The following is a 20,830-nucleotide window of genomic DNA, read 5'->3' as shown; positions in this document are numbered from 1 at the left end:
CTCGCGCCATGCCGGCCATTCCAGCGCAGATCACAAACTGGTTTTCTTCCAAGGGCTGGTCCGTCCACCCGCATCAGCAAGCCATGTTCGACCGGGCGGGCGATCCGGCAACGCTGCTCATCGCCCCAACCGGCGGCGGCAAGACCATGGCCGGGTTCCTGCCGACGCTGGCGGATCTGGCGGACGGTGCGCATGAGGGGTTGCACACGCTCTATGTCTCGCCGCTCAAGGCGCTGGCGGCGGATATCAAGCGCAACCTGCGCACCCCAGTGGATGAGATCGGTCTGCCCATCCGTATCGAGGATCGCACCGACGACACCTCGGCCACGCAAAAGAAACGCCAGCGCGCAGACCCGCCCCATATCCTGCTGACCACACCGGAGAGCCTGGCCCTGCTCACCTCCTACGAGGACGCGCCACGCATGTTCGCCGGGCTGCGGCGGGTGGTGGTCGACGAGATTCACGCGCTTGCCGAAAGCAAGCGGGGGGATCAACTGATGCTGGCGCTCGCCCGGTTGCAGACCTTTTGCCCCGACCTGCGTCGCGTCGGCCTCTCGGCCACGGTCGAGGACCCGCAGGCCATCGCCCGGCTTCTGGCCAGACATCCCGACCCCTGCGACATCCTGCTGGCCGATCCCGGCCCCGATCCCTATATCGCGATGCTGGAAACCGAGGAGATGCCGCCCTGGTCCGGCGGCGGTGCGGTCTATTCCATCCCAGCGGTGCTGGACCAGGTTCGGCAACACAAGACCACGCTGATCTTCCACAACACGCGCGCGCAGGCCGAGATCTTTTTCCACAACCTGTGGCTCGCCAACGACGAGGGGCTGCCCATCGGTATCCATCACGGCTCGCTCGACCGGGGTCAGCGCGAGCGGGTCGAGGCGGCGATGGTGCGCGGCGATCTGCGGGCGATTGTCTGCACCGGCAGCCTCGATCTGGGGATCGACTGGGGCGATGTAGATCTGGTGATCCAGATCGGCGCACCCAAAAACGTCAAGCGGCTGGTGCAGCGGATCGGGCGCGCCAATCACCGCTACAACGCACCGTCCAAGGCGCTGCTGGTGCCTGCCAACCGGTTCGAAGTGGTGGAGTGCGTCGCGGCACTTGAGGCAGTGAAGGCGCATGATCTGGACGGCGATCCGCGCGGGCGCGGGCCACAGGACGTGCTGTGCCAGCACATCCTGATCGCTGCTGCAGCCGGGGCGTTTCATGCCGACGCGCTCTACACCGAGATGACCTCGGCCGGGCCCTTCGCCGATCTGAACCGCGACGAATTCGACGCCTGTCTCGATTTCTGCGCCACCGGCGGCTATGCCCTGCGCGCCTATGACCGGTGGCAGCGCCTGCAACAGCGCCCCGACGGCAAATGGCAGTTGCGCGACCCACGCGCGGCGCAGCGGATACGGATGAATCTGGGCACCATTCAGGACACCGACACGCTCAAGGTGCGACTGAAACGCAACCGGGGCGGCAAGCCGCTGGGCGAGGTCGAGGAAGGCTTTGCCGCCTCGCTCACCCCCGGCGACACGTTCCTGATTGGCGGGCAGATCGTGCGCTACGAGGGGCTGCGCGAGATGGTGGTCGAGGTCACTCGCCGTGCCGACAAGAAGCCCAAGATCGCCACTTTCATGGGCACGAAATTCGCCACCTCGACCCAGCTCAGCGCCCGCATCCTGGACATGTTCGCGCAAAAGGACTGGCCGCAACTGCCCCGCCACACCGCCGACTGGCTGGCGCTGCAGCGCGACGTCTCACGCCTGCCCGAACGGGGCCGGCTGCTGATCGAGAGCTTTCCGCATGACGGGCGCGAACATGTCTGCGTCTACGGCTTTGCCGGGCGCAACGCGCAGCAGACGCTGGGCCTGTTGCTGACCAAGCGGATGGAGGAGACGGGGCTCGCTCCACTGGGCTTTGTCTCGACCGACTATGCGACGCTGATCTGGGGGCTCGATGCGTTGACCGATCCGCGCCCGCTGTTCCAGATCGACGCGCTGCGGCACGGGCTGGACAGCTGGCTGGCGGGCAACGCGGTGATGAAGCGCACCTTTCGGGCCAGCGCCACCATCGCCGGGCTGATCGAGCGCAACCCCGGTGGGCAGCGCAAAAGCGGGCGGCAGGCGACGTTTTCTTCGGACATCCTCTATGACACCTTGCTGAAATACGATCCCGACCACCTGCTGATGCAGATCACCCGGGCCGAGGCGATGCGCGGGCTGGTAGATTTCGGCCGGATCGAAGAGATGATCACCCGAGTTGGCGACCGGATCGACCTTATGCGGCTGGACCGGGTCTCGCCCCTGGCCGCGCCGCTGTTCCTGGAGGTGGGCAAGGTGCCGGTGAAAGGGGCCGCCGAAGAGCGGCTGCTGGCCGAGGAAAGCGACCGGTTGCTGCGCGAGGCGGGGCTGAGCCCGGTATGATCCGCAAAAACGCGGCTTGCATCGCGCGCGTGTCTGGGCGAATGAACATATCATGAACGGATATGCCTTTTCCTTTTCCGGCCAGCGCCTGTGCGCGATGGGCTCGGGCGCGCTTTGGTGGCCGAATCAGGCGCTGCTCTGCGTCTCGGACCTGCATCTGGGAAAATCCGAGCGCATGGCCCGCCGCGGCGGATCGGCCCTGCCCCCTTACGAAACCCGCGATACGCTGAACCGGCTGGCGGCGGATCTGGATCGCACGCAGCCGCAGACCGTGATCTGCCTGGGCGACAGTTTCGATGATCTCGGCGCGGCGCTGAGCCTGCCGGAGCGGGACAGGTTGCAGATCGCGGCGCTTCAGGCGGGGCGGAACTGGATCTGGATCGAGGGTAATCACGATCCCGGCCCGGTCGAACTGGGTGGCACTCATCTGGCGGACGTCACCCGGTCGGACCTGACCTTTCGCCACATCGCGCAGCCGGGCGCGCAGCGGGAAATCTCGGGTCACTATCACCCGAAGGCGAGGGTGCAGACACGCGGCCGCACAATCTCGCGCCCTGCCTTTCTGGTGGACGAGCGACGTATCATCCTGCCTGCCTACGGGACCTATACCGGCGGGCTGCGCAGCAGCGACGCGGCTTTGTCAGAGTTGATGGCACCGGGCGCGCTGGCCATTCTGACCGGGCCGGACCCAAGGCCCGTGCCCATGCCACGCTGACGATCCGGAGCCATTCCGATGGCCAATCTGGGGTCCTCAGATAACGCCCGCTTCTTCCAGAACCGGCCTGTATTTACGGCTGACGGGCACCAGATCGCCATTGATCAGGCGAATGTGGATTTTTCCAGCCTCACGCTCGACGCTTTCGATCGCGTCTTCGGTCACCCAATGGGACCGGTGGGTGCAGTGCCCTTTCACGGGATCCATCTCGTCTATCGCGTCGCCAAACCGGGACCGGATGGTAATTGTGCCTTCGGTTGTCACCACGTCCACGTTGTGATCGCGGACCGTCAGGCGCAGAATCTGGCCGTCGAACGTATTTGGCAAACGCCGGCATAGCCTCGGGCGAGCCGGCGCGTCCTGGGTAACCGCCGGTTGCGGTTCGACTTCGGGAAAGGCGCGCCGGAGCACCAGAAGCCCCATGGCGAAAAGCGCGCCGAATTGGGACACTGTCAGAACGCCCGGCGCCTCAACCCCGTGATGCGCATGGAGAATCCAGGTCAGCAGCCACACAGATGGTGTGAACAGCGCGGCAATCAGGACGATGACAACCACGTCCAGAAGGGCCTGCTGAACCTGTGTGCAGCGGCTATGAACGAAATTGCCCGCCCAATGCGCGATCCCGCATGCCAACAGAATGACGAGTGACCAAAACAGAAACCTTTTGAGGAAAGACAGTTCGATACCGCCAAAAGGGTCGATCAAATGGGCGAGTAACGCGGCGAACAGGGTCCCCGGACCAATCAGTTTTGGATAATGCGAACCTGTGAACTCTCTAAACTCTGCTCTCATGCACCAATACTTGTACTCACCTGCCACACGGGCAGCTTGCCACAGCACGCCGCCCGCGCTCAATATCCAGACCACAATTGAAGAAAAAGTGATTTAGATTCAATTAATCAGATGGTGGACCGCCGCAAAAAAACCGCGTGAGCGTCGGGTGACGCACTGATTGATATCAGATTGATATTTGTGGACAGCCAAATGGCGCAAGCCGCACCCGGAGGCGCGGCCTGGCAAGGATTGTCAGGCGGTCAGGCCCTCGGGCTCGGGCAGACCATTTGCACGGCAGCAGGCCGTCAGCGTGTTGGCGAGCAGGCAGGCGATGGTCATGGGGCCGACACCGCCCGGTACCGGCGTGATTGCACCGGCAACGGCAGCGGCGCTTTCGTAATGCACGTCACCCACCAACCGGGTCTTGCCCTCGCCCTTTTCCGGCGCGTCGATGCGGTTGATGCCCACGTCGATCACGGTGGCGCCTTCCTTGATCCAGTCGCCCGGCACCATCTCGGGGCGGCCCACGGCGGCAACCACGATGTCGGCGCGGCGCACCACGTCGGGAAGATCCTTGGTGCGCGAATGCGCGATGGTCACGGTGCAGCTGTCACCCAGCAGCAGCTGCGCCATCGGCTTGCCCACGATGTTCGAGCGCCCGATTACCACGGCGTCGAGCCCCGACAGCGAGCCATGATGGTTGCGCAGCATCATCAGACAGCCCAGCGGCGTGCAGGGCACCATCGACTTCTGGCCGGTGCCCAGCAGGCCCACATTCGAGATATGGAACCCGTCCACATCCTTGGCCGGATCGATGGAGTTGATCACCAGATCCTCGTTCAGATGCTTGGGCAGAGGCAGTTGCACCAGGATGCCGTGGACGGCGGGATCGTTGTTCAGCGTGTCGATCAGCGCCAGCAGGTCCGACTCAGAGGTGTCGGCATCCAGCTTGTGCTCGAACGAGTTCATGCCAACCTCGACGGTCATCTTGCCCTTGGAGCGCACATAGACCTGAGATGCCGGATCTTCGCCCACCAGCACCACGGCCAGACCCGGAGTGATGCCGTTCTCTTCCTTCAGCCGGGCGACATGATCCGTCACCTGACCCCGCACAGTGGCCGCAAAGGCCTTACCGTCGATAACTTGCGCTACCATCCTTGGTCCTTTCCCTCAAACCTCATAAGGCCCGGGCGCTGCTGCCGGGCCGGTCAATCCGGGTCGAGCACCCGCTCTTCGCGGGCGATCGACCAGTCGATCAGAATGCGCCAAAGCCGTTCGGCCAGATCGGGGTCCATCCCCGTGGCATCCGCCTTGGCGCGGACGTTTCCAACCACCTCTTCCACCCGGGCCGGAATACGCGCGGGCAGGTCCTCGCCCGGTTTCAACTCGGCGGCGCGGTCGATATAGCCCGCGCGCGTTACCAGCATTTCGATCAGCTGCCGGTCAAGCCTGTCGATCTGGACCCGCAATTCCTGCATCGAGGCACAGTCTTGCGGCGGTGTCAGAGGGGGCATGAGAATCTCCTGCGGCCCGGGGTTCCTCCCGGGCCACGGGATGTCGTATTTGGCGGCTTAGAACAAGCCCTCGATCTCACCTGCGTCGTTGAGGCAGATGCTTTCGGCAGCCGGCTTGCGGGGCAGACCGGGCATTGTCATGATCTCGCCGCAGACCACCACGATGAAACCGGCACCCGCGCTCAGGCGCACCTCACGCACCGGAACCGAGTGGCCCGAGGGCGCACCGCGCAGCGACGGATCGGTCGAGAACGAGTACTGGGTCTTGGCCATGCAGACCGGCAGGTTGCCGTAACCGGCAGCTTCCCAGTCCTTCAGTTGGTTGCGGATCTTGGCGTCGGCCAGAACCTCGTCAGCGCGGTAGATGCGCTTGGCGATGGTTTCGATCTTTTCGAACAGCGGCATCTCGTCGGGGTAGATCGGCGCGAAGTTCGCGGTGCCGGCATCGGCGATTTCCACGACTTTCTTGGCCAGGTTTTCCGAACCTTCCGAGCCCAGTTCCCAGTGACGCGACAGAACCGCCTCGACCCCGTGATCCCCACAGTAGTCCTTGACCGCCTGCACTTCGGCATCGGTGTCGGTGACAAAGTGGTTGATGGCGACGACAACCGGCACGCCAAACGACTTCACGTTCTCGATGTGACGGCCCAGGTTTGCGCAGCCCGACTTCACGGCGTCGACGTTCTCGGCACCCAAGTCGGCCTTGGCCACACCGCCGTTCATCTTCATCGCGCGCACGGTGGCGACCAGCACCACGGCCGACGGGGCGATGCCCGCCTTGCGGCACTTGATGTTCATGAACTTCTCGGCACCCAGGTCGGCACCGAAGCCGGCCTCGGTCACGACGTAGTCGGCTACTTTCAGCGCGGTCTTGGTTGCGATGACCGAGTTACAGCCATGCGCGATGTTGGCAAACGGGCCGCCGTGCACGAAGGCCGGGTTGTTTTCCAGCGTCTGCACCAGGTTCGGCTGCATGGCGTCTTTCAGCAGAACGGTCATGGCGCCTTCGGCCTTGATGTCGCGGCAGTAGACCGGCGTACGGTCGCGGCGATAGGCCACGATGATGTCGCCCAGACGCTTTTCCAGATCCTTCAGGTCGGTGGCCAGGCAGAGGATCGCCATGACTTCCGACGCCACGGTGATGTCATAGCCTGCTTCGCGCGGGAAACCGTTCGACACACCGCCAAGCGAGCAGGTGATCTGACGCAGGGCGCGGTCGTTCATGTCGACCACACGGCGCCAGACGACGCGGCGCATGTCGATCTTCTGCTCGTTGCCCCAGTAGATGTGGTTGTCGATCATTGCCGACAGCAGCGAGTGGGCGCTGGTGATGGCGTGGAAGTCGCCGGTGAAGTGCAGGTTCATCTCTTCCATCGGAACGACCTGCGCGTAACCGCCACCCGCGGCACCGCCCTTCATGCCGAAGTTCGGGCCCAGCGAGGCCTCGCGGATACAGATCATCGCGTTCTTGCCGATGCGGTTCAGACCGTCGCCCAGACCCACGGTGGTGGTGGTCTTGCCCTCGCCCGCGGGGGTCGGGTTGATCGCGGTCACCAGGATCAGCTTGCCGTCCTCGCGGCCCTGCACCGAGTTGATGAAGTCCTGGCTGACCTTTGCCTTGTCATGGCCATAGGGCAGCAGGTCGTCGCTGGAGATTCCCAGCTTGGCGCCGATCTCCTGAATCGGCTTCTTGTTGGCCTCGCGGGCGATTTCGATGTCGGATTTGTAGCTCATTGGGCAGGGTCCCTGATAGAATTCCGTGCATACCGATGCACACGAGCATCGACGCTGTGACTTCATTAACGTCGCAAACCGATCGGAAGGCTATAGATTCCGACATAATCAAGCCGCGAAACGGCGTATGCCGAGAACAGACGTTTCAGATCGGAGACTGCACGCAGTTTATACGCAAATCACGGTGCCCATGGGCGCTGATCGGGTACAAAAAGCTCCATCCGGTCGCCGATGGCGAGCCCGCCGGGCCGTTCCACCCAGGCGGTGACCCCGCGCCGGTCGGTGGCAGAGGGCTTGAAGGCAGCACCATGGCCGGGCGATTCCTCCTCGACCTCGCGCCCCGGCAGAACGCAGGGGCGGTTCTCCATGTCGATGGTCAGCGTCACACCGGACGGCCCCCGCAGGCGCGAGGCGGGCGGGACGTGGGTGAAATCGGGAATGCCCCTGACCACCACATTCGCCCCCACCAGCGCCGGGTCCAACTCCTCCAGCTCCATCCCGGCGGCGATTTCGGTCAGTTCCTCATGCGACAGGATCGACAACTGCCGGACGTTCCGGATCTCGGTGCCCTCGGGATAGAGGTTGCGCACCCGCACGCATGAGGCGCGATTGGTCCCCTCATGCCGTTCGCCCGGCGCCCCGGCGAACCCCAGGCTCAGACGCTCGACCGGCGTGGCCCGCAGCGAGCCTCCGGCGGCGACGTGGCCTAGCCAGACAACCTCGCCCGCATATCCGCTTTCCCTCAGCACCGGCATCCCGTCCCTCCTGTCCGCTGCGGGGCGTTCCCCTTTGTTGCCGACAGAAGACCCCGAACGCGGTTTCTTGACAAGGCTCTACTGGCGGGCGCCGTTCTTGGGCGTCAGGGTTTTCGCAAAGTGAAGAACAGTCTGCGGAAGGGAAACAGCACCGATCCGTCGGACCGCAGGGGATAGGCCTGGCGCATCCGCTCTTCGTAAGCCGCCGTCAGGTGCAGGCGTTCAACCTCGTCCAGCACCTCAAGATACGGGCGGGCAAAGGTGCTTTCGGTAAAGAGCCGCACCGGATGCCCATGCTCTGCCGCGGGCAGGTGCTGGTGATACTCAGTTTCCCACAGGCGCGCCTCTCCCAACGGGGAGAGAAGCTCGAAATACTCCTCCGGAGCCATGACTTCGGATCGCCTGGCAAGGGGCCGGTCCTTGAAAAGCCCCGCGAATGCGTCCCGCCAGCCGGTGCTCGACGGGGCCGCCTGCTGATAGGGAACCTGAACTGCCAGAACGCCGCCCGGGGCCAGCCCGGCCAGCAGGCGCGGGATCAGGCGGGGATGATCAGGCAGCCATTGCAGGACAGCGTTCGAAAACATCAGCGCAGGCCGCCGGTCCGGCTGCCATGTGGCGATGTCCGCTTTTTCGAGAACCGCATAAGCCCCTGTTTCCTTGGCCTTTTCCAACATGGCAGGAGAGCTGTCGACCCCGATCAACCTGCGGCTCGGATAGCGCGCGCTCAGCGCTTCGCCCATGACGCCGGCGCCGCAGCCCAGATCGACAATCCCACCCTCCGGCAGCGACCCCACCGCATTCATCAGGTCAATGGCGGGCTGCAGGCGCACCCCGGCAAACTGTGCGTATTGATCCGGGTTCCAGTCCTCTCGGGTCATCACATCCCCCCTCTCAACTTGCGCAGAATGACGATCACGCAAGAAAAAGGCCGGGCAAATCCCGGCCTTTCCTTATGGGTCCCACAGCCTTCACGCGGTTGGTTCCGGCTCCATCCCGCCTTCGGGCGGCGACTTTTTGGGCTTGGTCTTGGGGATCGCGGTGACGCTGGGGGCGCTGCCCTCATCCGAGCTCTGATCCTCGTCATCGCCCGCACTCGGCGGCTCGCCATTCATCACCCGCTTGATCTCGTCCCCGGTCAGGGTCTCGTATTCCAGCAGGCCCTGGGCCAGACGCTCCCACTCCTCGCTCTTCTCGACAAGGATCTCATGGGCGCGCTCATAGCCAGCCTGAATGAAACCTTTGACCTCTTCCTCGATCATCTCCTTGGTATGCGCCGACACCGAGAACCCGGCGGTGTTGCCCTGATAGCCCTCATGCGCCTCGGCATAGTCGATATTGCCGACCTTGTCCGACATGCCCCAACGCATCACCATGGCGCGCGCCAGTTGGCTGGCCTGCATGATGTCGCCGGCGGGACCGTTCGAGACATGGTCCTCGCCATACTTGATCACCTCGGCGGCCTTGCCCGCCATCGTCATGGCCAGCTTCTGCTCGCATTCGTCGCGGTGATAGTTCAACTGGTCCATTTCGGGCAAGCTGACCACCATACCCAAGGCACCACCACGCGGGATGATCGTGGCCTTGTAGACCGGATCGCACAAGGGTAGCGTCATGCCGACCACGGCGTGACCGGCCTCGTGATAGGCGGTCTTTTCCTTCTGGTCCTGCGTCAGCACCATCGATCGGCGCTCGGCGCCCATCATCACCTTGTCCTTGGCGTTCTCGAAATCTTCCATCGTGACAAAGCGGCGGCCCACACGGGCGGCCATCAGCGCCGCCTCGTTCACGAGGTTCGCCAGATCGGCACCCGAGAAGCCCGGCGTACCACGCGCGATGATGCGCAGGTCCACATCGGGGCCCAGAGGCGTCTTGCGGGCATGCACGCCCAGAATTTTCTCGCGGCCCTTGATGTCGGGGTTGCCGACGGTGACCTGACGGTCGAACCGGCCCGGGCGCAACAGTGCGGGGTCCAGCACGTCCTTGCGGTTCGTGGCCGCCAGAATGATGACGCCCTCGTTGGCTTCGAACCCGTCCATCTCGACCAGCAACTGGTTGAGCGTCTGTTCGCGTTCGTCATTGCCGCCGCCGTAACCGGCACCACGATGGCGACCCACGGCGTCGATCTCGTCGATGAAGACGATACAGGGCGCGTTCTTCTTGGCCTGTTCGAACATGTCGCGGACACGGGACGCACCGACACCCACGAACATTTCCACGAAGTCGGACCCCGAGATGGTGAAGAACGGCACACCCGCCTCACCCGCAATCGCACGGGCCAGCAGCGTCTTACCGGTGCCCGGAGGACCGACCAGCAGCGCGCCCTTGGGGATCTTGCCGCCCAAGCGCGAGAATTTCTGCGGATTGCGCAGGAACTCCACGATCTCTTCCAGCTCTTCCTTGGCCTCGTCGATGCCCGCAACGTCGTCAAAGGTCACGCGGCCATGCTTTTCGGTCAGCATCTTGGCCTTGGACTTGCCAAAGCCCATCGCTCCGCCTTTGCCGCCGCCCTGCATCCGGTTCATGAAATAGACCCAGACACCGATCAGCAGCAGGAAGGGCAACAGCGTGATCAGGAAGGATTGGAACCCGGACTGCGTCTGTTTCTCGGCGCGGACGGGGATGTTCTTGTCGATCAGCAGCCGGGTCACCTCGGCATCGCCGGGCTTGATCGTCACATAGTCGCGGTTGTCGCTGGTCCGGTACCGGATCTGTTCGCCATCTAGCGTCACGTTCTTGACTTCACCCGCGTCTACGGCGCTGACGAATTCGGAATAGGTCTTCTCATGGCTCTGCAAAGTGCCGCCCGGTCCGCTGAACAGGTTGAACAGAGCGAGAATCAGCAGAAACAAGACGACCCAAAAGGCGATGTTGCGTGCGTTGCCCAAGGAAATACTCCCAAATCTTTCGGCATCGGAGGAAGTTGCCGGCTAGACAACTAAAATAGAGATGATTGAGGCAGGTTCAATGCGATAAAAGGGTTGCAAGGAACTCTTCCCATTCAACCAGCAGTCCCGTCTGCCAGCCGTTTGCATATCCGGCGATGGGCGCGGCCAGCAAGTCACCGTCTTTCCAGACCGCGGGCGAGGCGATCAGCGCGGCCTGAGGACGGTCCGTCGCGCGCCAGTCGGGCACTTGCGACAAGCCCTCTTCGCCCAGCGCGCGGACGGTTGCACCCTGGATCGTAGGGCCAGTCAGGCTCCAACGGTTGTCCCAGGGCTGGTCACCCGGCCCGGCGATGTCGCGGATGGCGTTGTATTCACGGCAGAACCGCGCCTCGTCGCCCGTCCGCAGGATCAGACAGCCACCCAGCGCGCCGGCCCGCCCCGCATGCAGGGCGGTCAGAGCTTCCTGCACGGCGGCACGGCGCGGCGGATAGGTATGCCCGGCGATCCAGCCGGTGATTACCAACAGAAGGCGGCGGGCGGTTTCCTCGGGCAGGGTGGAGAACCCACGCAGGTTCAAAAGAATGTCACCTTCGTCCGGCCGGGCCAGGTTCTGCGCGGATTTCAGCGTGTAGTGATCCAGCGCGTCCCGGGCCTGCGCCAGATTCTGCGCCACCGAGGCCAGCGACTCGGTCGTGATCCCCAGCGGACCGAGCTGAGCCAGGGCCTCGCGTGCCTTGATTCGATCAAAGCGGGTATCCTGATTCGACGGGTCCTCGATCCAGTTCAGACCGCGCGCACGCAGATGATCGCGCAGTCGGGCCCGGGTGATCCCCAGCATCGGGCGCCAGAGTGTCACCCCGTCCTGCACCCGCCGCGCGGGCATGGCCGACAACCCGGTGACACCGGCTGCGCGCCCAAGCCGCATCAGCACCGTTTCCGCCTGATCGTCCGCCGTGTGCCCGAGCGCCAGCAGGGTGATCCCGTTGCGCCTGGCCCATCCGGTCAGCAGGTGATACCGCGCCTGCCGCGCCTGATCCTGAAGGTTGCCGGACCCGTCCCAGCCCTCCCAACGCAGGGTCTCATGTGTGATACCCAGCCGCACAGCTAGGGCAGCCACCTGTGCCGCCTCCTTCGTCGCTTCGGGGCGCAGGCCATGATCCACGGTTGCGGCAGAGATGGCGACACCCTCGCCGTCCAATACATCAATCAGCAGATCGAGCAGCGCGACCGAATCTCCACCGCCCGAGACGGCCACACCCAGCCGGCGCGGCAGCTCAGACGGCAACTGCGCGCACAGATCGGCGCGCAGCCTGTCGGTCTCTTGCGTCAAGAACAGCCCAGCGCCGCCATTTCCCGGCTCGCCTCGGCGACCGCGGCAGATGCAGGAAAGCGCACGCCAACCTCGCCCAGCGTGATGCAGGCCTGGTCGGTCTGGCCCAGACGGCCCAACGCGGCGCCTAGTTCATAGAGCGCTTCCGGCGCCACGGGACCCTCGGAATCGCCGGTGAAACTAGCCAGAAAGGCCCGCGCCGCTTCGCGCGTATCGCCCAGCCCTTTCAGCGCGCGGCCGCGCTTTAGCTGAGCCTCGGGCGCCAGCGGGCTGCCGGGATACGAGCTGTCGAACTGGCCGAACATCTCGGCGGCCCGGCCAAAATCGCCCTCGTCGAGCGCCTTTGAGGCCGCATCGAACTCGGCGCGTTCGCCGACGGCAAGCTCGCTGTCATCCACGGTCGGGGTCGCGGGCTCAATCGCCGGGGCCGTCGTTTGGGTGCCGGTATCGCCGCCCAGCGTCGTGGTTTCTCCCAAGGTGCTGATGTCGCCGCCTTCCAGTTCGACCAAGCGGAACTCCAGATCGCCAATGCGGTTGGTGCCGTCGGCCACGATCCGCTCGATCCGCTGGTTGAGCTGTTCGGTCTGGCTGGTCAAGCGCTGCAACTCGGCCTCGATGGCATCCACACGCTCAAGCACCGAACTGCCGGACAGGTTCGGAGAGGGCGATCCGGTGGTCGAAAACTCACGCTTGAGCCGCTGTATCTCTACATGCAGGACGGTCAACTCCTGCCGGATATCCGCCAGTGTCTGCTGATCCTGCGCCCGGGCCATACCGGCCGTTGCCACGGCCGCCGCCAGAACCAAAGCCGCAATGCGCATCATCTTACCCCGTGGTTGCACCCGTCAGAACCGTCACGGCGCGGCGGTTCTTGGCATAACATGCCTCTTCGCTGCAGATCTCGATGGGGCGCTCCTTGCCGTAGGTCACGGTCTTGAGCCGGTTGCCCGCAACCCCGCGCGAAATCAGGAACTCGCGGGCGGCATTGGCCCGGCGCGCGCCCAGCGCAAGGTTGTATTCCCGCGTGCCCTGCTCATCCGCGTGACCTTCGATGGTGGCGGTGAAATCGACATTCCGCAGCAGCCAGTCGGCCTGCCCCTGCAGGATCGTCTGCGCCTCGGCGGTCAGGGTGGACTGGTCGACCGAGAACAGCACCCGGTCACCGATGGCCTGCTGGAAATAGGCCGGAGAGGTCGGGTCGCTGGCCACGCCAGCCCCGGCGCCGCCCGCGCCCGCTCCGCCAGCGCCTCCGCTGCCCCAGGCCGACGGGTCGGTGTTGGAACAGGCCGCCAGCGCCACCAGGGCGATGGGGGCCGCGATCTTGCCCAGTAGGTTCATCTCGATGCCTCACTCGTTCTTTTGTGTTCTGCGCCTGTCCTTACCACAAGCACCGTCTCATGTGAACGCAGCCGTTGGGCTGTGCCGATCACTTCTGCCCCGTTCCCTACTGCAACGGAGACCATGCCGGGTCACTGCCACCGTCCGGTGTACGGACCGGGCGCAGGTTGCGGCCCGAGATGTCCACCGAATAGAGCGCCGAGCGTCCGCTGGCGCCCTGGGTTTCACGGGTGAACATGATCACCCGGCCATTGGGCGCCCATGTCGGCCCCTCGTCCAGGAACGAGGCGGTCAGCAGCCGTTCCTCGCTGCCATCTGTGCGCATCACGCCGATATGGAACCGGCCCTTGTTCTGTTTGGTAAAGGCAATGTAATCGCCGCGCGGTGACCAGACAGGCGTACCATAGCGGCCCTTGCCGAAGCTGATCCGCCGCGCTTCGCCACCCCGCGCGGGCATGATGTAAAGCTGCGGCGTGCCCGACCGGTCGCTTTCGAACACGATCTGGCTGCCGTCCGGAGAATAGCTGGGCGCCGTCTCGATCGAGGGCGCGTTGGTCAGGCGCGCGCTCTGGCCCGAGCCGATATTCATCGACCACAGATCGGTATTGCCGCCCTGGGCCAGCGAATAGAGCACCGTCTGCCCGTCCGGCGAGAAGCGCGGCGCAAAGCTCATGGTGCCTTCCTGGCTTTGCAGGACGCGGCGCTGCACCCGGCCCACATCCAGCACGTAGATGCGCGGCGTGCCGCTCTCGTAGCTGGTATAGAGCACCCGATCCCCGGTCGGCGAAAACCGCGGCGCCAGCACGATGGCCGAGCTGTCGGTCAGGTACTGCACATTGGCGCCGTCGTAATCCATGATCGCCAGCCGCTTGCGCCGTTGGTTCTTGGGTCCGCTCTCGGACACGAAGGCCACCCGGCTGTCGAAGTAGCCAGTCTCGCCGGTGATCCGGCTATAGACCTGATCGGCCACCTTGTGTGCCATGCGCCGCCAGCCGTCGGTGGTGCCCGCGAATTGCAGCCCGTTGCCCAGTTCCGCGCCCGAGAACACGTCCCAGATCCGGAACCGCACCGTCAGCTGGTTGCCCGAGACGTTCACCGCCCCGGTCACCAGCGCCTGTGCATTGATCGCCTTCCAGTCGGCAAACTGCACCGGCGCCTCGAAACTGCTGACCTGACTGATATAGGCGTCCGAGCCGATCTCGCGAAACAGCCCCGTGCCGCTGAGGTCGGCAGCCACGACGCGGGCCAGTTGCGCCGAATACTCGGCAGCTGCCGGAGTGTCGGGCACGAAATTCGGAGCCGCAAACGGCAGGGGTTCGATCACGCCCTCGGTAATTTCGATCCGCAGCGGCTGGTTCTGCGCTTGAGCCGGGGCCACCAGCAGCGCCGTGCCCAGAAAGAGGCTGGTCAGAAATTTCATCATTTGATCCGCATCCTCTCGGGATTGAAGGTCATCTCAATATTCTGCCACTGACCGTATTTCTCGGTCGGCAGGTCGTATCCTTTGGCACCACAGCGAACGATGGCGCGGCGCGCGGCCTCAAAGGCCTGCTGCGCGGCTGCGGACGAGCCGCCCGAGCTGTCCAGCAGCCGCACGCTGTTGCTGATCGGTCTGCCGTCGGGTTGCATGGCGACGGACACCACAACGGTAGTGTTCAGCGCGTCCGTGGACAATGAGCCGACATTCCAACAGTTCGAAACCGCGATCCGCAGTGCGTCCTTTTCGCCACCGGTCAGGGGCGGGCCGCTGGGGGCCGGGGCCGCCTGCGCGCCGCCCAGGGCCTCGGCCAGCGCGTCTTCAACCGCATCCTGCGTGTTGGGGCTGGTGTCGGGTGGGTCTTCCTGTTCAGCCGTCTGCACCGGCTCGGGCTTGGGCCGTGACGGGCGCGATTTTGGACGGGGCGAGCTCTGGGCCGCCGGATCGGGGCTTTCCTCTGCCTCGGTCACGATCTGGTCGGTCGCCTCTTTCTGCGCCGTCTCTTCCTGCTCGGGTTGCTGCTCTTCGGCGCCCTCCTCGGCCGAGACCGGAGGCGTGTCCACATCGTCGGGTTTCACATCAGGGGGCGGCGGTGCAACCGGCTGCGGCGCGACCCGGTCGGCGGGCCGGGGCTGAGGGCGCGGGCCCGGAGGCAGCAGCGCCACCTCCTCGGGGTCGGGCTGCTCCAGGGTGGGCGTCTCCTCGACCACCTCGGGATCGGGGGGCTCGGCAACCACGTCGGGCTGCGGTTCCGGCTCAGGTTCCGGCTGGGCCACGGGTTCGGGAGGCGCCTGTTCCGGCTCGGGCTCGGCGGGCGCAGGTACCGCGACCTGATCGTCCGGCTGCTCGGGCTGTTGCAGGTCCGAGGGCGCATCTACAACCTCGGGCGCCTGTTTCGGCGCGGTTAGTGCTGCATATTCCTCAGCCGAGATCACCGACACATCCTGCACCTCGAACGGCAACGGCTCGGACCGGAAGGTACCGCCGAACAACGCCCACCCGACCAAGGTCACATGGAGGACGCCTGAGATCTTGGTGCCGGTCTGCAAACCGCTGCCTCACTCTCCGCCTTCGTCCAGCGTCGGCCCGCCGGTATCCGTCACAAGGCCTACATTCGAAAACCCGCCCGCGTTGAGCGCGCCCATGACCTGCATGACCTGCGCATAGGGAATGCCGCCATCGGCGCGCAGAAACACCCGGTCACTGCTCCGTTCTGCCGCAATCGCGCGCAGTTTTCCGATCAATTCCGCGCGAGCGACATCCGTCGTCTGGATCTGCACCCGGCCATCACCGGTCAAAGTGACGGTCAGCGGCTCTTCACTGTCCGAGGGCAGCGCGTTTGCGGCGGTCTTGGGCAGGTCCACCGGCACACCCACGGTCAGCAGGGGTGCGGCCACCATGAAGATGATCAAGAGCACCAGCATGACGTCGACAAAGGGCGTGACGTTGATCTCGGCCATCGGCTGCGCCCGGCCCCGCCGCCGCCCGCGCCTGCGGCCGCTGTCCGCGCTCTGCTGTACCGCCGCGCCCATGACTCAGCTGTCCAATTGCCGCGACAAGATGGTGGCGAACTCGTCGGCAAAGGCCTCATACCCGCCCACGATCCGGTCACTGTCCGCGCTCAGCTTGTTGTAGAAGATCACCGCCGGGATAGCCGCCAGCAAGCCCAGACCGGTGGCCAGCAGCGCCTCGGCAATCCCCGGCGCAACCACGGCCAGATTGGTGTTCTGCTGCTCGGCAATCTCGATAAAGGCGTTCATGATGCCCCAGACGGTGCCGAAAAGGCCCACAAACGGCGCGGTCGAGCCCACCGTGGCCAGCACCGGCAGCCCCTTTTGCAACCCTTCGGCCTCTTTCGCGATGGCCACATCCATCGACCGGTCGATCCGCGCCTGCGCGCCCGCGATCAGCCCGCCATCGGTCCGGTGCGAGCGTCGCCATTCGATCATGCCGGCGGCAAAGATCTTCTCCGAACTGCCGTTTGGCTGCGGCCCGATCCGTTCGAACAGCTCATCCAGCGGATTGCCCGACCAGAAGGATTCATCGAACACCTGCGCCTCGCCGCGCGCAGACCGATAGGTGATGAGTTTCTGAATGATGATCGACCACGCCCAGAACGAGGCGGCCAGCAGCATCAGCATCACCAGTTTCACGACAAGGGTTGCACGGGCAAACAGCCCCCACATGGAGAAATCGATCTCCTGCGCCAGCGCCAGCGTTTCAGCTTCCATGACCTGCTCTTTGTTGCCTGACAGCCCATTGGTTCGGGCTTGTTTTGCGAAACGCTAACGTAGATCGGGGTGAAATGCCAACAGAACCACCCCTGCCTGCAAAATTGTTACAGCAATGCGCGAATCTCTGCCGGAAGCCGCACCGGCTTGCCCTCGGCATTTATGCAGACGGCAGTGACGGTCGCCCGGAAGACCTCCGTGTCCCCCCGCCGCACAAGCTGCGCCATGGTCAGACGCGCGCCCGAGATCGCCGCCATCTCCGTCTCGATCACCAGCTCATCGTCGAACTTCGCGGTTGCAAGGTATTCCGCCTCGATCTTGCGCACGACCCAGACGATGCCCGCATCCCGCATCGCATTCTGGTCATTGCCCAGTTGCCGCACCCAGTCCGAACGCGCCCGTTCGATATAGCGCAGGTAATTGGCATGATAGACGATGCCCCCCATGTCGGTGTCTTCGTAATAGACCCGGACCGGGAAGACATGCTTCATGACGACTGCTCCAGACGGGCAAACAACCTGAGCGCATGAGAGCTGTCCCGCGCAGCCCCCGGCAGCACCGGATCATAGGCAGCCCGGATCAGCCCGGCAATGTCGGGCCGCAGGATCGTCGCCTCGCCCGCCAAGGCCAGCGGAGACTGGGTGCGGAACGCGGTGTCGGACCACAGCAGGACGGTCTGCACGACCTGGCTCAGCGCCAGTGTCTCGGCGGGCAACTTCGACATCTGCTCATCCATGCGCAGGAACACAAACGCCGCCTTGATGGCGCCATCCTCTTCGAACCGGAAGATGCGGTACTGGTTGGCATCACCCGCGATCAGACGCTCTACCAACGGGTTCAGATCCGGGATCAGCCGGTCGAGATCGGGGACCTCGGGCAACTCGGCCCAATCGCGAAAGAAAAACACCATGCAATTGGCGCCCAGTTCCGGATCGGTCTCGGCCATCTTGTGACCGGCCAGCGTCACCACCGCCTCGAACGCGCCCTTGACCACCGACAGGGTCTGATCCTCGACCCCGAACACGATGGGCACGATGGGCCGCCCCCAGCGGGCAAACACGAACTCACCGCTTTCGCGGGCAAACAGGGCTTCGATCTCTTCAGGTGTCACGCGCAGATCTTCATCTTTTTCCAAATACTCCCGCCGGAGGCATAAAATCTCCGGCGCGCGGCTTCAACCAAACAGATCGCTCTGCCGCTTCGGCATCGGCAGCCCCAGATGCGCCCAGGCCTTCTGTGCCAGCATCCGCCCGCGCGGTGTCCGCTGGATCAGCCCCTGCTGCAGCAAATAAGGCTCGATCACTTCCTCAAGCGAATCCCGGCTTTCCGACAGCGCCGCCGATAGCGTCTCGATCCCCACCGGGCCACCCGCATAATTCTCGGCAATCAGTTTCAGATACCGCCGGTCCGCTCCATCGAGCCCCAGATTGTCCACCCCCAGCCGCGTCAGCGCCCCATCCGCCAGACCGCGGGTGATGCGCCCGTCGCCTTCGACGACGGCAAAATCCACAACCCGGCGCAGCAGCCGCCCGGCAATCCGGGGCGTCCCGCGCGAGCGCCGCGCAATCTCGCGAGCACCTTCGTCGTCGGCGGGCGCCCCCAGCTTGCGGGCATTGCGGGTGACGATCTCGTGCAATTCCTCGACCGTATAAAACTGCAACCGGGTCGGGATGCCGAACCGGTCGCGCAGGGGTGTGGTCAGCAGGCCCATCCGGGTGGTCGCACCAACCAGCGTAAAGGGCTGCAACTCGATCCGCACGGTGCGCGCGGCAGGTCCCTCGCCGATCACCAGATCCAGCTCGAAATCCTCCATCGCGGGATATAGCACCTCTTCCACCGCCGGGTTCAGCCGATGAATCTCGTCGATGAACAGCACGTCGCGGGATTCCAAATTGGTCAGGATCGCCGCCAGATCCCCCGCCTTGGCCAGCACCGGGCCGGACGTCATGCGGAAGTTCACCCCCAGCTCGCGCGCCATGATCTGCGCCAGCGTGGTCTTGCCCAGCCCCGGGGGGCCATGAAACAGCGTATGATCCATCGCCTCGCCGCGCTGGCGGGCGGACTGGATGAAGATACGCAGATTGGCCCGAGCCTCAGCCTGACCGATGAACTCATCGAGCCCCTGCGGACGCAACGCGCGGTCATGATCCTCGGGCAGCGGCTCGGGCCGGATGGTGGGATCGGCGTCGATCATTTCTCACTCAGCCTTTCGGAGCCAGCAGTTTCAGCGCGGCGCGGATCAGGTCCGCTTCACCTGCGTCGGGGAAAGTAGCGGCCGCCTCGGCCACGGCAGCGGCGGCCTCGGACGGACCATAGCCCAGATTGGAGAGCGCCGACAGGGCGCCTGCCGACGCGGCAGCCGCCCCGGAGGACGCCTTTGCTTTCGGTTTGCGGACGGGCGCGGGCGCGGCCTCAAGCGGTTCGACCACCTCCAGCGCCGGGCCATCCATCGCCTCTGCCACGGTGCCGCCCATTGCCATCACGCCGGGCGCCTTGTCCTTGAGGTCCAGCACGATCCGCTGCGCCGTCTTGGGGCCGACCCCCTTGGCCGCCTTGACCGAGGCCCAGTCCCCTAGCGCAATCGCCCGGCTTACGCCATCGGGGCCCAGCGCGCCAAGAATGGCCAGCGAAACCTTGGCCCCCACGCCCTGCACCGAGCAGAGCAGCCGGTGCCATTCTTTCTCGACCAGCGACAGAAAGCCGTAAAGCTGCATCAGATCCTCGCGCACGACCATCTCGGTGTAAAGCGCGACCGCCTCGCCCACACCGGGCAGCGCGGCCATAGTCCGGTCCGAGCAATAGACGATGTAGCCGACGCCGCGTACGTCGATCAGGATGTGGTCCGCCGCGCGGTAGTCCAGCCGCCCCGTCAGTTTGCCGATCATGCCCGCACCTCTCTCACCCGCATCGGCGCCGCCCCACCGTAATAGGAATGGCAGATGGCAATCGCCAACGCATCCGCGGCGTCGGCCCCTTTCGGCTGACAGCCGGGCAGTTGCAGTTTGACCATGTGCAGAACCTGTTCTTTCTCGGCATGCCCTACCCCCACTACCGTCTTCTTCACCCGGTTGGGTGCATATTCCCCCACCGGCAGCCCGGCCTGCGCCAGCGTCAGCAGCGCCACGCCACGCGCTTGGCCCAGCTTGAGGGTGCCGGCGCCGTCCTTGTTCACGAAGGTCTGTTCGATGGCCGCCTGATCCGGCGCATGGGTCGCGATCACCTCGACGATCTGGTTGTGCAGCGACAGCAGCCGCTCCCCCAGATCATCACCATCGGAAACGCAATGCCCGTTGGCCACGTGACTCAATCGGCTGCCATGCGATTCGATGACGCCCCATCCCAGGGTTCTCAGCCCCGGATCAATGCCCAGAATCCGCATATATCGCCTCGGCCTGCTCGGGTTTTGTTGCCTTTTATCCGAACTAGCACGAAGCATGAACATTTTCCAAGCGCTTTGACCTCACGCCCGAAAGCGACACGGCTGTTCAACCCGCGACACCAAAGGCGAAAAACGACCCCAAACGGCCTGGAAGCGACCGTTTCGAGAGGCCGATAATCACCAACATTTCAAAGGGGTTACAGTGTTTTCGAGCATTGCAGAAACTGCATAGGACACATGCAATTTTCGTTCTTGCGCGGGCAATCGGGCGTTACTAG

21 protein-coding genes are annotated in these 20,830 nt (G+C 64.5%); 2 read left to right on the top strand and 19 right to left on the bottom strand.

Going from position 1 to position 20,830, the window contains the following annotated elements; all coding sequences use genetic code 11:
* The first annotated feature begins 8 nt into the window (after window positions 1-8).
* Together GOX53_RS03120 and pdeM are read left to right on the top strand one after the other, a co-directional pair.
* Complete coding sequence (locus GOX53_RS03120; RefSeq protein WP_171173549.1) at window positions 9-2,420, top strand: ligase-associated DNA damage response DEXH box helicase; 2,412 nt, start codon at window positions 9-11, stop codon at window positions 2,418-2,420.
* 52 nt (window positions 2,421-2,472) lie between these two features.
* The gene (gene pdeM / locus GOX53_RS03115; protein WP_171173548.1) at window positions 2,473-3,135 is read left to right on the top strand and encodes a ligase-associated DNA damage response endonuclease PdeM; all 663 of its coding nucleotides are present in this window, start codon (window positions 2,473-2,475) and stop codon (window positions 3,133-3,135) included.
* Between the two features lie 36 nt (window positions 3,136-3,171).
* Here pdeM and GOX53_RS03110 read toward each other — a convergent pair whose 3' ends face one another.
* From GOX53_RS03110 to ruvC, 19 genes are all read right to left on the bottom strand, one after another.
* A complete protein-coding gene (locus GOX53_RS03110) occupies window positions 3,172-3,927 on the bottom strand; it encodes a LytTR family DNA-binding domain-containing protein (RefSeq protein WP_171173547.1) in 756 nt (251 codons plus the stop codon).
* Window positions 3,928-4,161: 234 nt separating this feature from the next.
* Window positions 4,162-5,064 carry a bifunctional methylenetetrahydrofolate dehydrogenase/methenyltetrahydrofolate cyclohydrolase FolD gene (gene folD, locus GOX53_RS03105; RefSeq protein WP_171173546.1) on the bottom strand — a complete coding sequence of 301 codons (903 nt, stop codon included), beginning with the start codon at window positions 5,062-5,064 and terminating at the stop codon, window positions 4,162-4,164.
* A 53-nt stretch (window positions 5,065-5,117) separates the two neighbouring features.
* Window positions 5,118-5,423, bottom strand: a complete 306-nt coding sequence (locus GOX53_RS03100; RefSeq protein WP_171173545.1) for a chorismate mutase — start codon at window positions 5,421-5,423, stop codon at window positions 5,118-5,120.
* Between the two features lie 57 nt (window positions 5,424-5,480).
* The gene (locus tag GOX53_RS03095; protein WP_171173544.1) at window positions 5,481-7,157 is read right to left on the bottom strand and encodes a formate--tetrahydrofolate ligase; all 1,677 of its coding nucleotides are present in this window, start codon (window positions 7,155-7,157) and stop codon (window positions 5,481-5,483) included.
* A 179-nt stretch (window positions 7,158-7,336) separates the two neighbouring features.
* Entirely contained in the window at window positions 7,337-7,912 is a 576-nt protein-coding gene (locus GOX53_RS03090; protein WP_171173543.1) for an MOSC domain-containing protein, read from the bottom strand.
* Between the two features lie 104 nt (window positions 7,913-8,016).
* Window positions 8,017-8,790, bottom strand: a complete 774-nt coding sequence (locus GOX53_RS03085) for a methyltransferase domain-containing protein (RefSeq protein ID WP_171173542.1) — start codon at window positions 8,788-8,790, stop codon at window positions 8,017-8,019.
* Between the two features lie 90 nt (window positions 8,791-8,880).
* Window positions 8,881-10,797, bottom strand: a complete 1,917-nt coding sequence (gene ftsH, locus GOX53_RS03080) for an ATP-dependent zinc metalloprotease FtsH (protein ID WP_171173541.1) — start codon at window positions 10,795-10,797, stop codon at window positions 8,881-8,883.
* Window positions 10,798-10,873: 76 nt separating this feature from the next.
* A complete protein-coding gene (tilS, locus tag GOX53_RS03075) occupies window positions 10,874-12,127 on the bottom strand; it encodes a tRNA lysidine(34) synthetase TilS (RefSeq protein WP_171173540.1) in 1,254 nt (417 codons plus the stop codon).
* Entirely contained in the window at window positions 12,124-12,948 is an 825-nt protein-coding gene (gene ybgF, locus GOX53_RS03070) for a tol-pal system protein YbgF (RefSeq protein ID WP_171173984.1), read from the bottom strand. The genes tilS and ybgF overlap by 4 nt, the downstream gene beginning before the upstream one ends.
* A gap of 4 nt (window positions 12,949-12,952) precedes the next feature.
* Window positions 12,953-13,465, bottom strand: a complete 513-nt coding sequence (gene pal, locus GOX53_RS03065) for a peptidoglycan-associated lipoprotein Pal (protein WP_171173539.1) — start codon at window positions 13,463-13,465, stop codon at window positions 12,953-12,955.
* A 106-nt stretch (window positions 13,466-13,571) separates the two neighbouring features.
* Window positions 13,572-14,888: a Tol-Pal system beta propeller repeat protein TolB gene (gene tolB / locus GOX53_RS03060; RefSeq protein ID WP_171173538.1), complete on the bottom strand. Its 1,317-nt coding sequence runs from the start codon at window positions 14,886-14,888 to the stop codon at window positions 13,572-13,574.
* Window positions 14,885-15,991 (bottom strand): energy transducer TonB, encoded by a 1,107-nt coding sequence (locus GOX53_RS03055; RefSeq protein WP_171173537.1) that lies wholly within the window; start codon window positions 15,989-15,991, stop codon window positions 14,885-14,887. The genes tolB and GOX53_RS03055 overlap by 4 nt, the downstream gene beginning before the upstream one ends.
* A gap of 9 nt (window positions 15,992-16,000) precedes the next feature.
* Window positions 16,001-16,474, bottom strand: a complete 474-nt coding sequence (gene tolR / locus GOX53_RS03050) for a protein TolR (RefSeq protein ID WP_171173536.1) — start codon at window positions 16,472-16,474, stop codon at window positions 16,001-16,003.
* A gap of 3 nt (window positions 16,475-16,477) precedes the next feature.
* Window positions 16,478-17,173, bottom strand: coding sequence for a protein TolQ (gene tolQ, locus GOX53_RS03045; protein WP_171173535.1), 696 nt, complete (start codon window positions 17,171-17,173; stop codon window positions 16,478-16,480).
* A 107-nt stretch (window positions 17,174-17,280) separates the two neighbouring features.
* Window positions 17,281-17,664: a tol-pal system-associated acyl-CoA thioesterase gene (gene ybgC, locus GOX53_RS03040; RefSeq protein ID WP_171173534.1), complete on the bottom strand. Its 384-nt coding sequence runs from the start codon at window positions 17,662-17,664 to the stop codon at window positions 17,281-17,283.
* Window positions 17,661-18,284 (bottom strand): hypothetical protein, encoded by a 624-nt coding sequence (locus GOX53_RS03035; RefSeq protein WP_171173982.1) that lies wholly within the window; start codon window positions 18,282-18,284, stop codon window positions 17,661-17,663. The genes ybgC and GOX53_RS03035 overlap by 4 nt, the downstream gene beginning before the upstream one ends.
* Window positions 18,285-18,347: 63 nt before the next feature.
* Window positions 18,348-19,367 (bottom strand): Holliday junction branch migration DNA helicase RuvB, encoded by a 1,020-nt coding sequence (gene ruvB, locus GOX53_RS03030; RefSeq protein WP_171173533.1) that lies wholly within the window; start codon window positions 19,365-19,367, stop codon window positions 18,348-18,350.
* 7 nt (window positions 19,368-19,374) lie between these two features.
* On the bottom strand, window positions 19,375-20,058 hold the full coding sequence (gene ruvA, locus GOX53_RS03025) for a Holliday junction branch migration protein RuvA (RefSeq protein WP_171173532.1): 684 nt from the start codon (window positions 20,056-20,058) through the stop codon (window positions 19,375-19,377).
* Window positions 20,055-20,552 carry a crossover junction endodeoxyribonuclease RuvC gene (gene ruvC / locus GOX53_RS03020; RefSeq protein ID WP_171173531.1) on the bottom strand — a complete coding sequence of 166 codons (498 nt, stop codon included), beginning with the start codon at window positions 20,550-20,552 and terminating at the stop codon, window positions 20,055-20,057. Before ruvC ends, ruvA begins: the two co-directional genes overlap by 4 nt.
* Window positions 20,553-20,830: the final 278 nt, after the last annotated feature.

This window comes from Ruegeria sp. HKCCD8929 (assembly GCF_013031405.1).
GTDB lineage: Bacteria > Pseudomonadota > Alphaproteobacteria > Rhodobacterales > Rhodobacteraceae > Ruegeria.
Note: the sequence above shows the minus strand (reverse complement) of the source record. Positions and strands in the feature narration are given on the sequence as shown.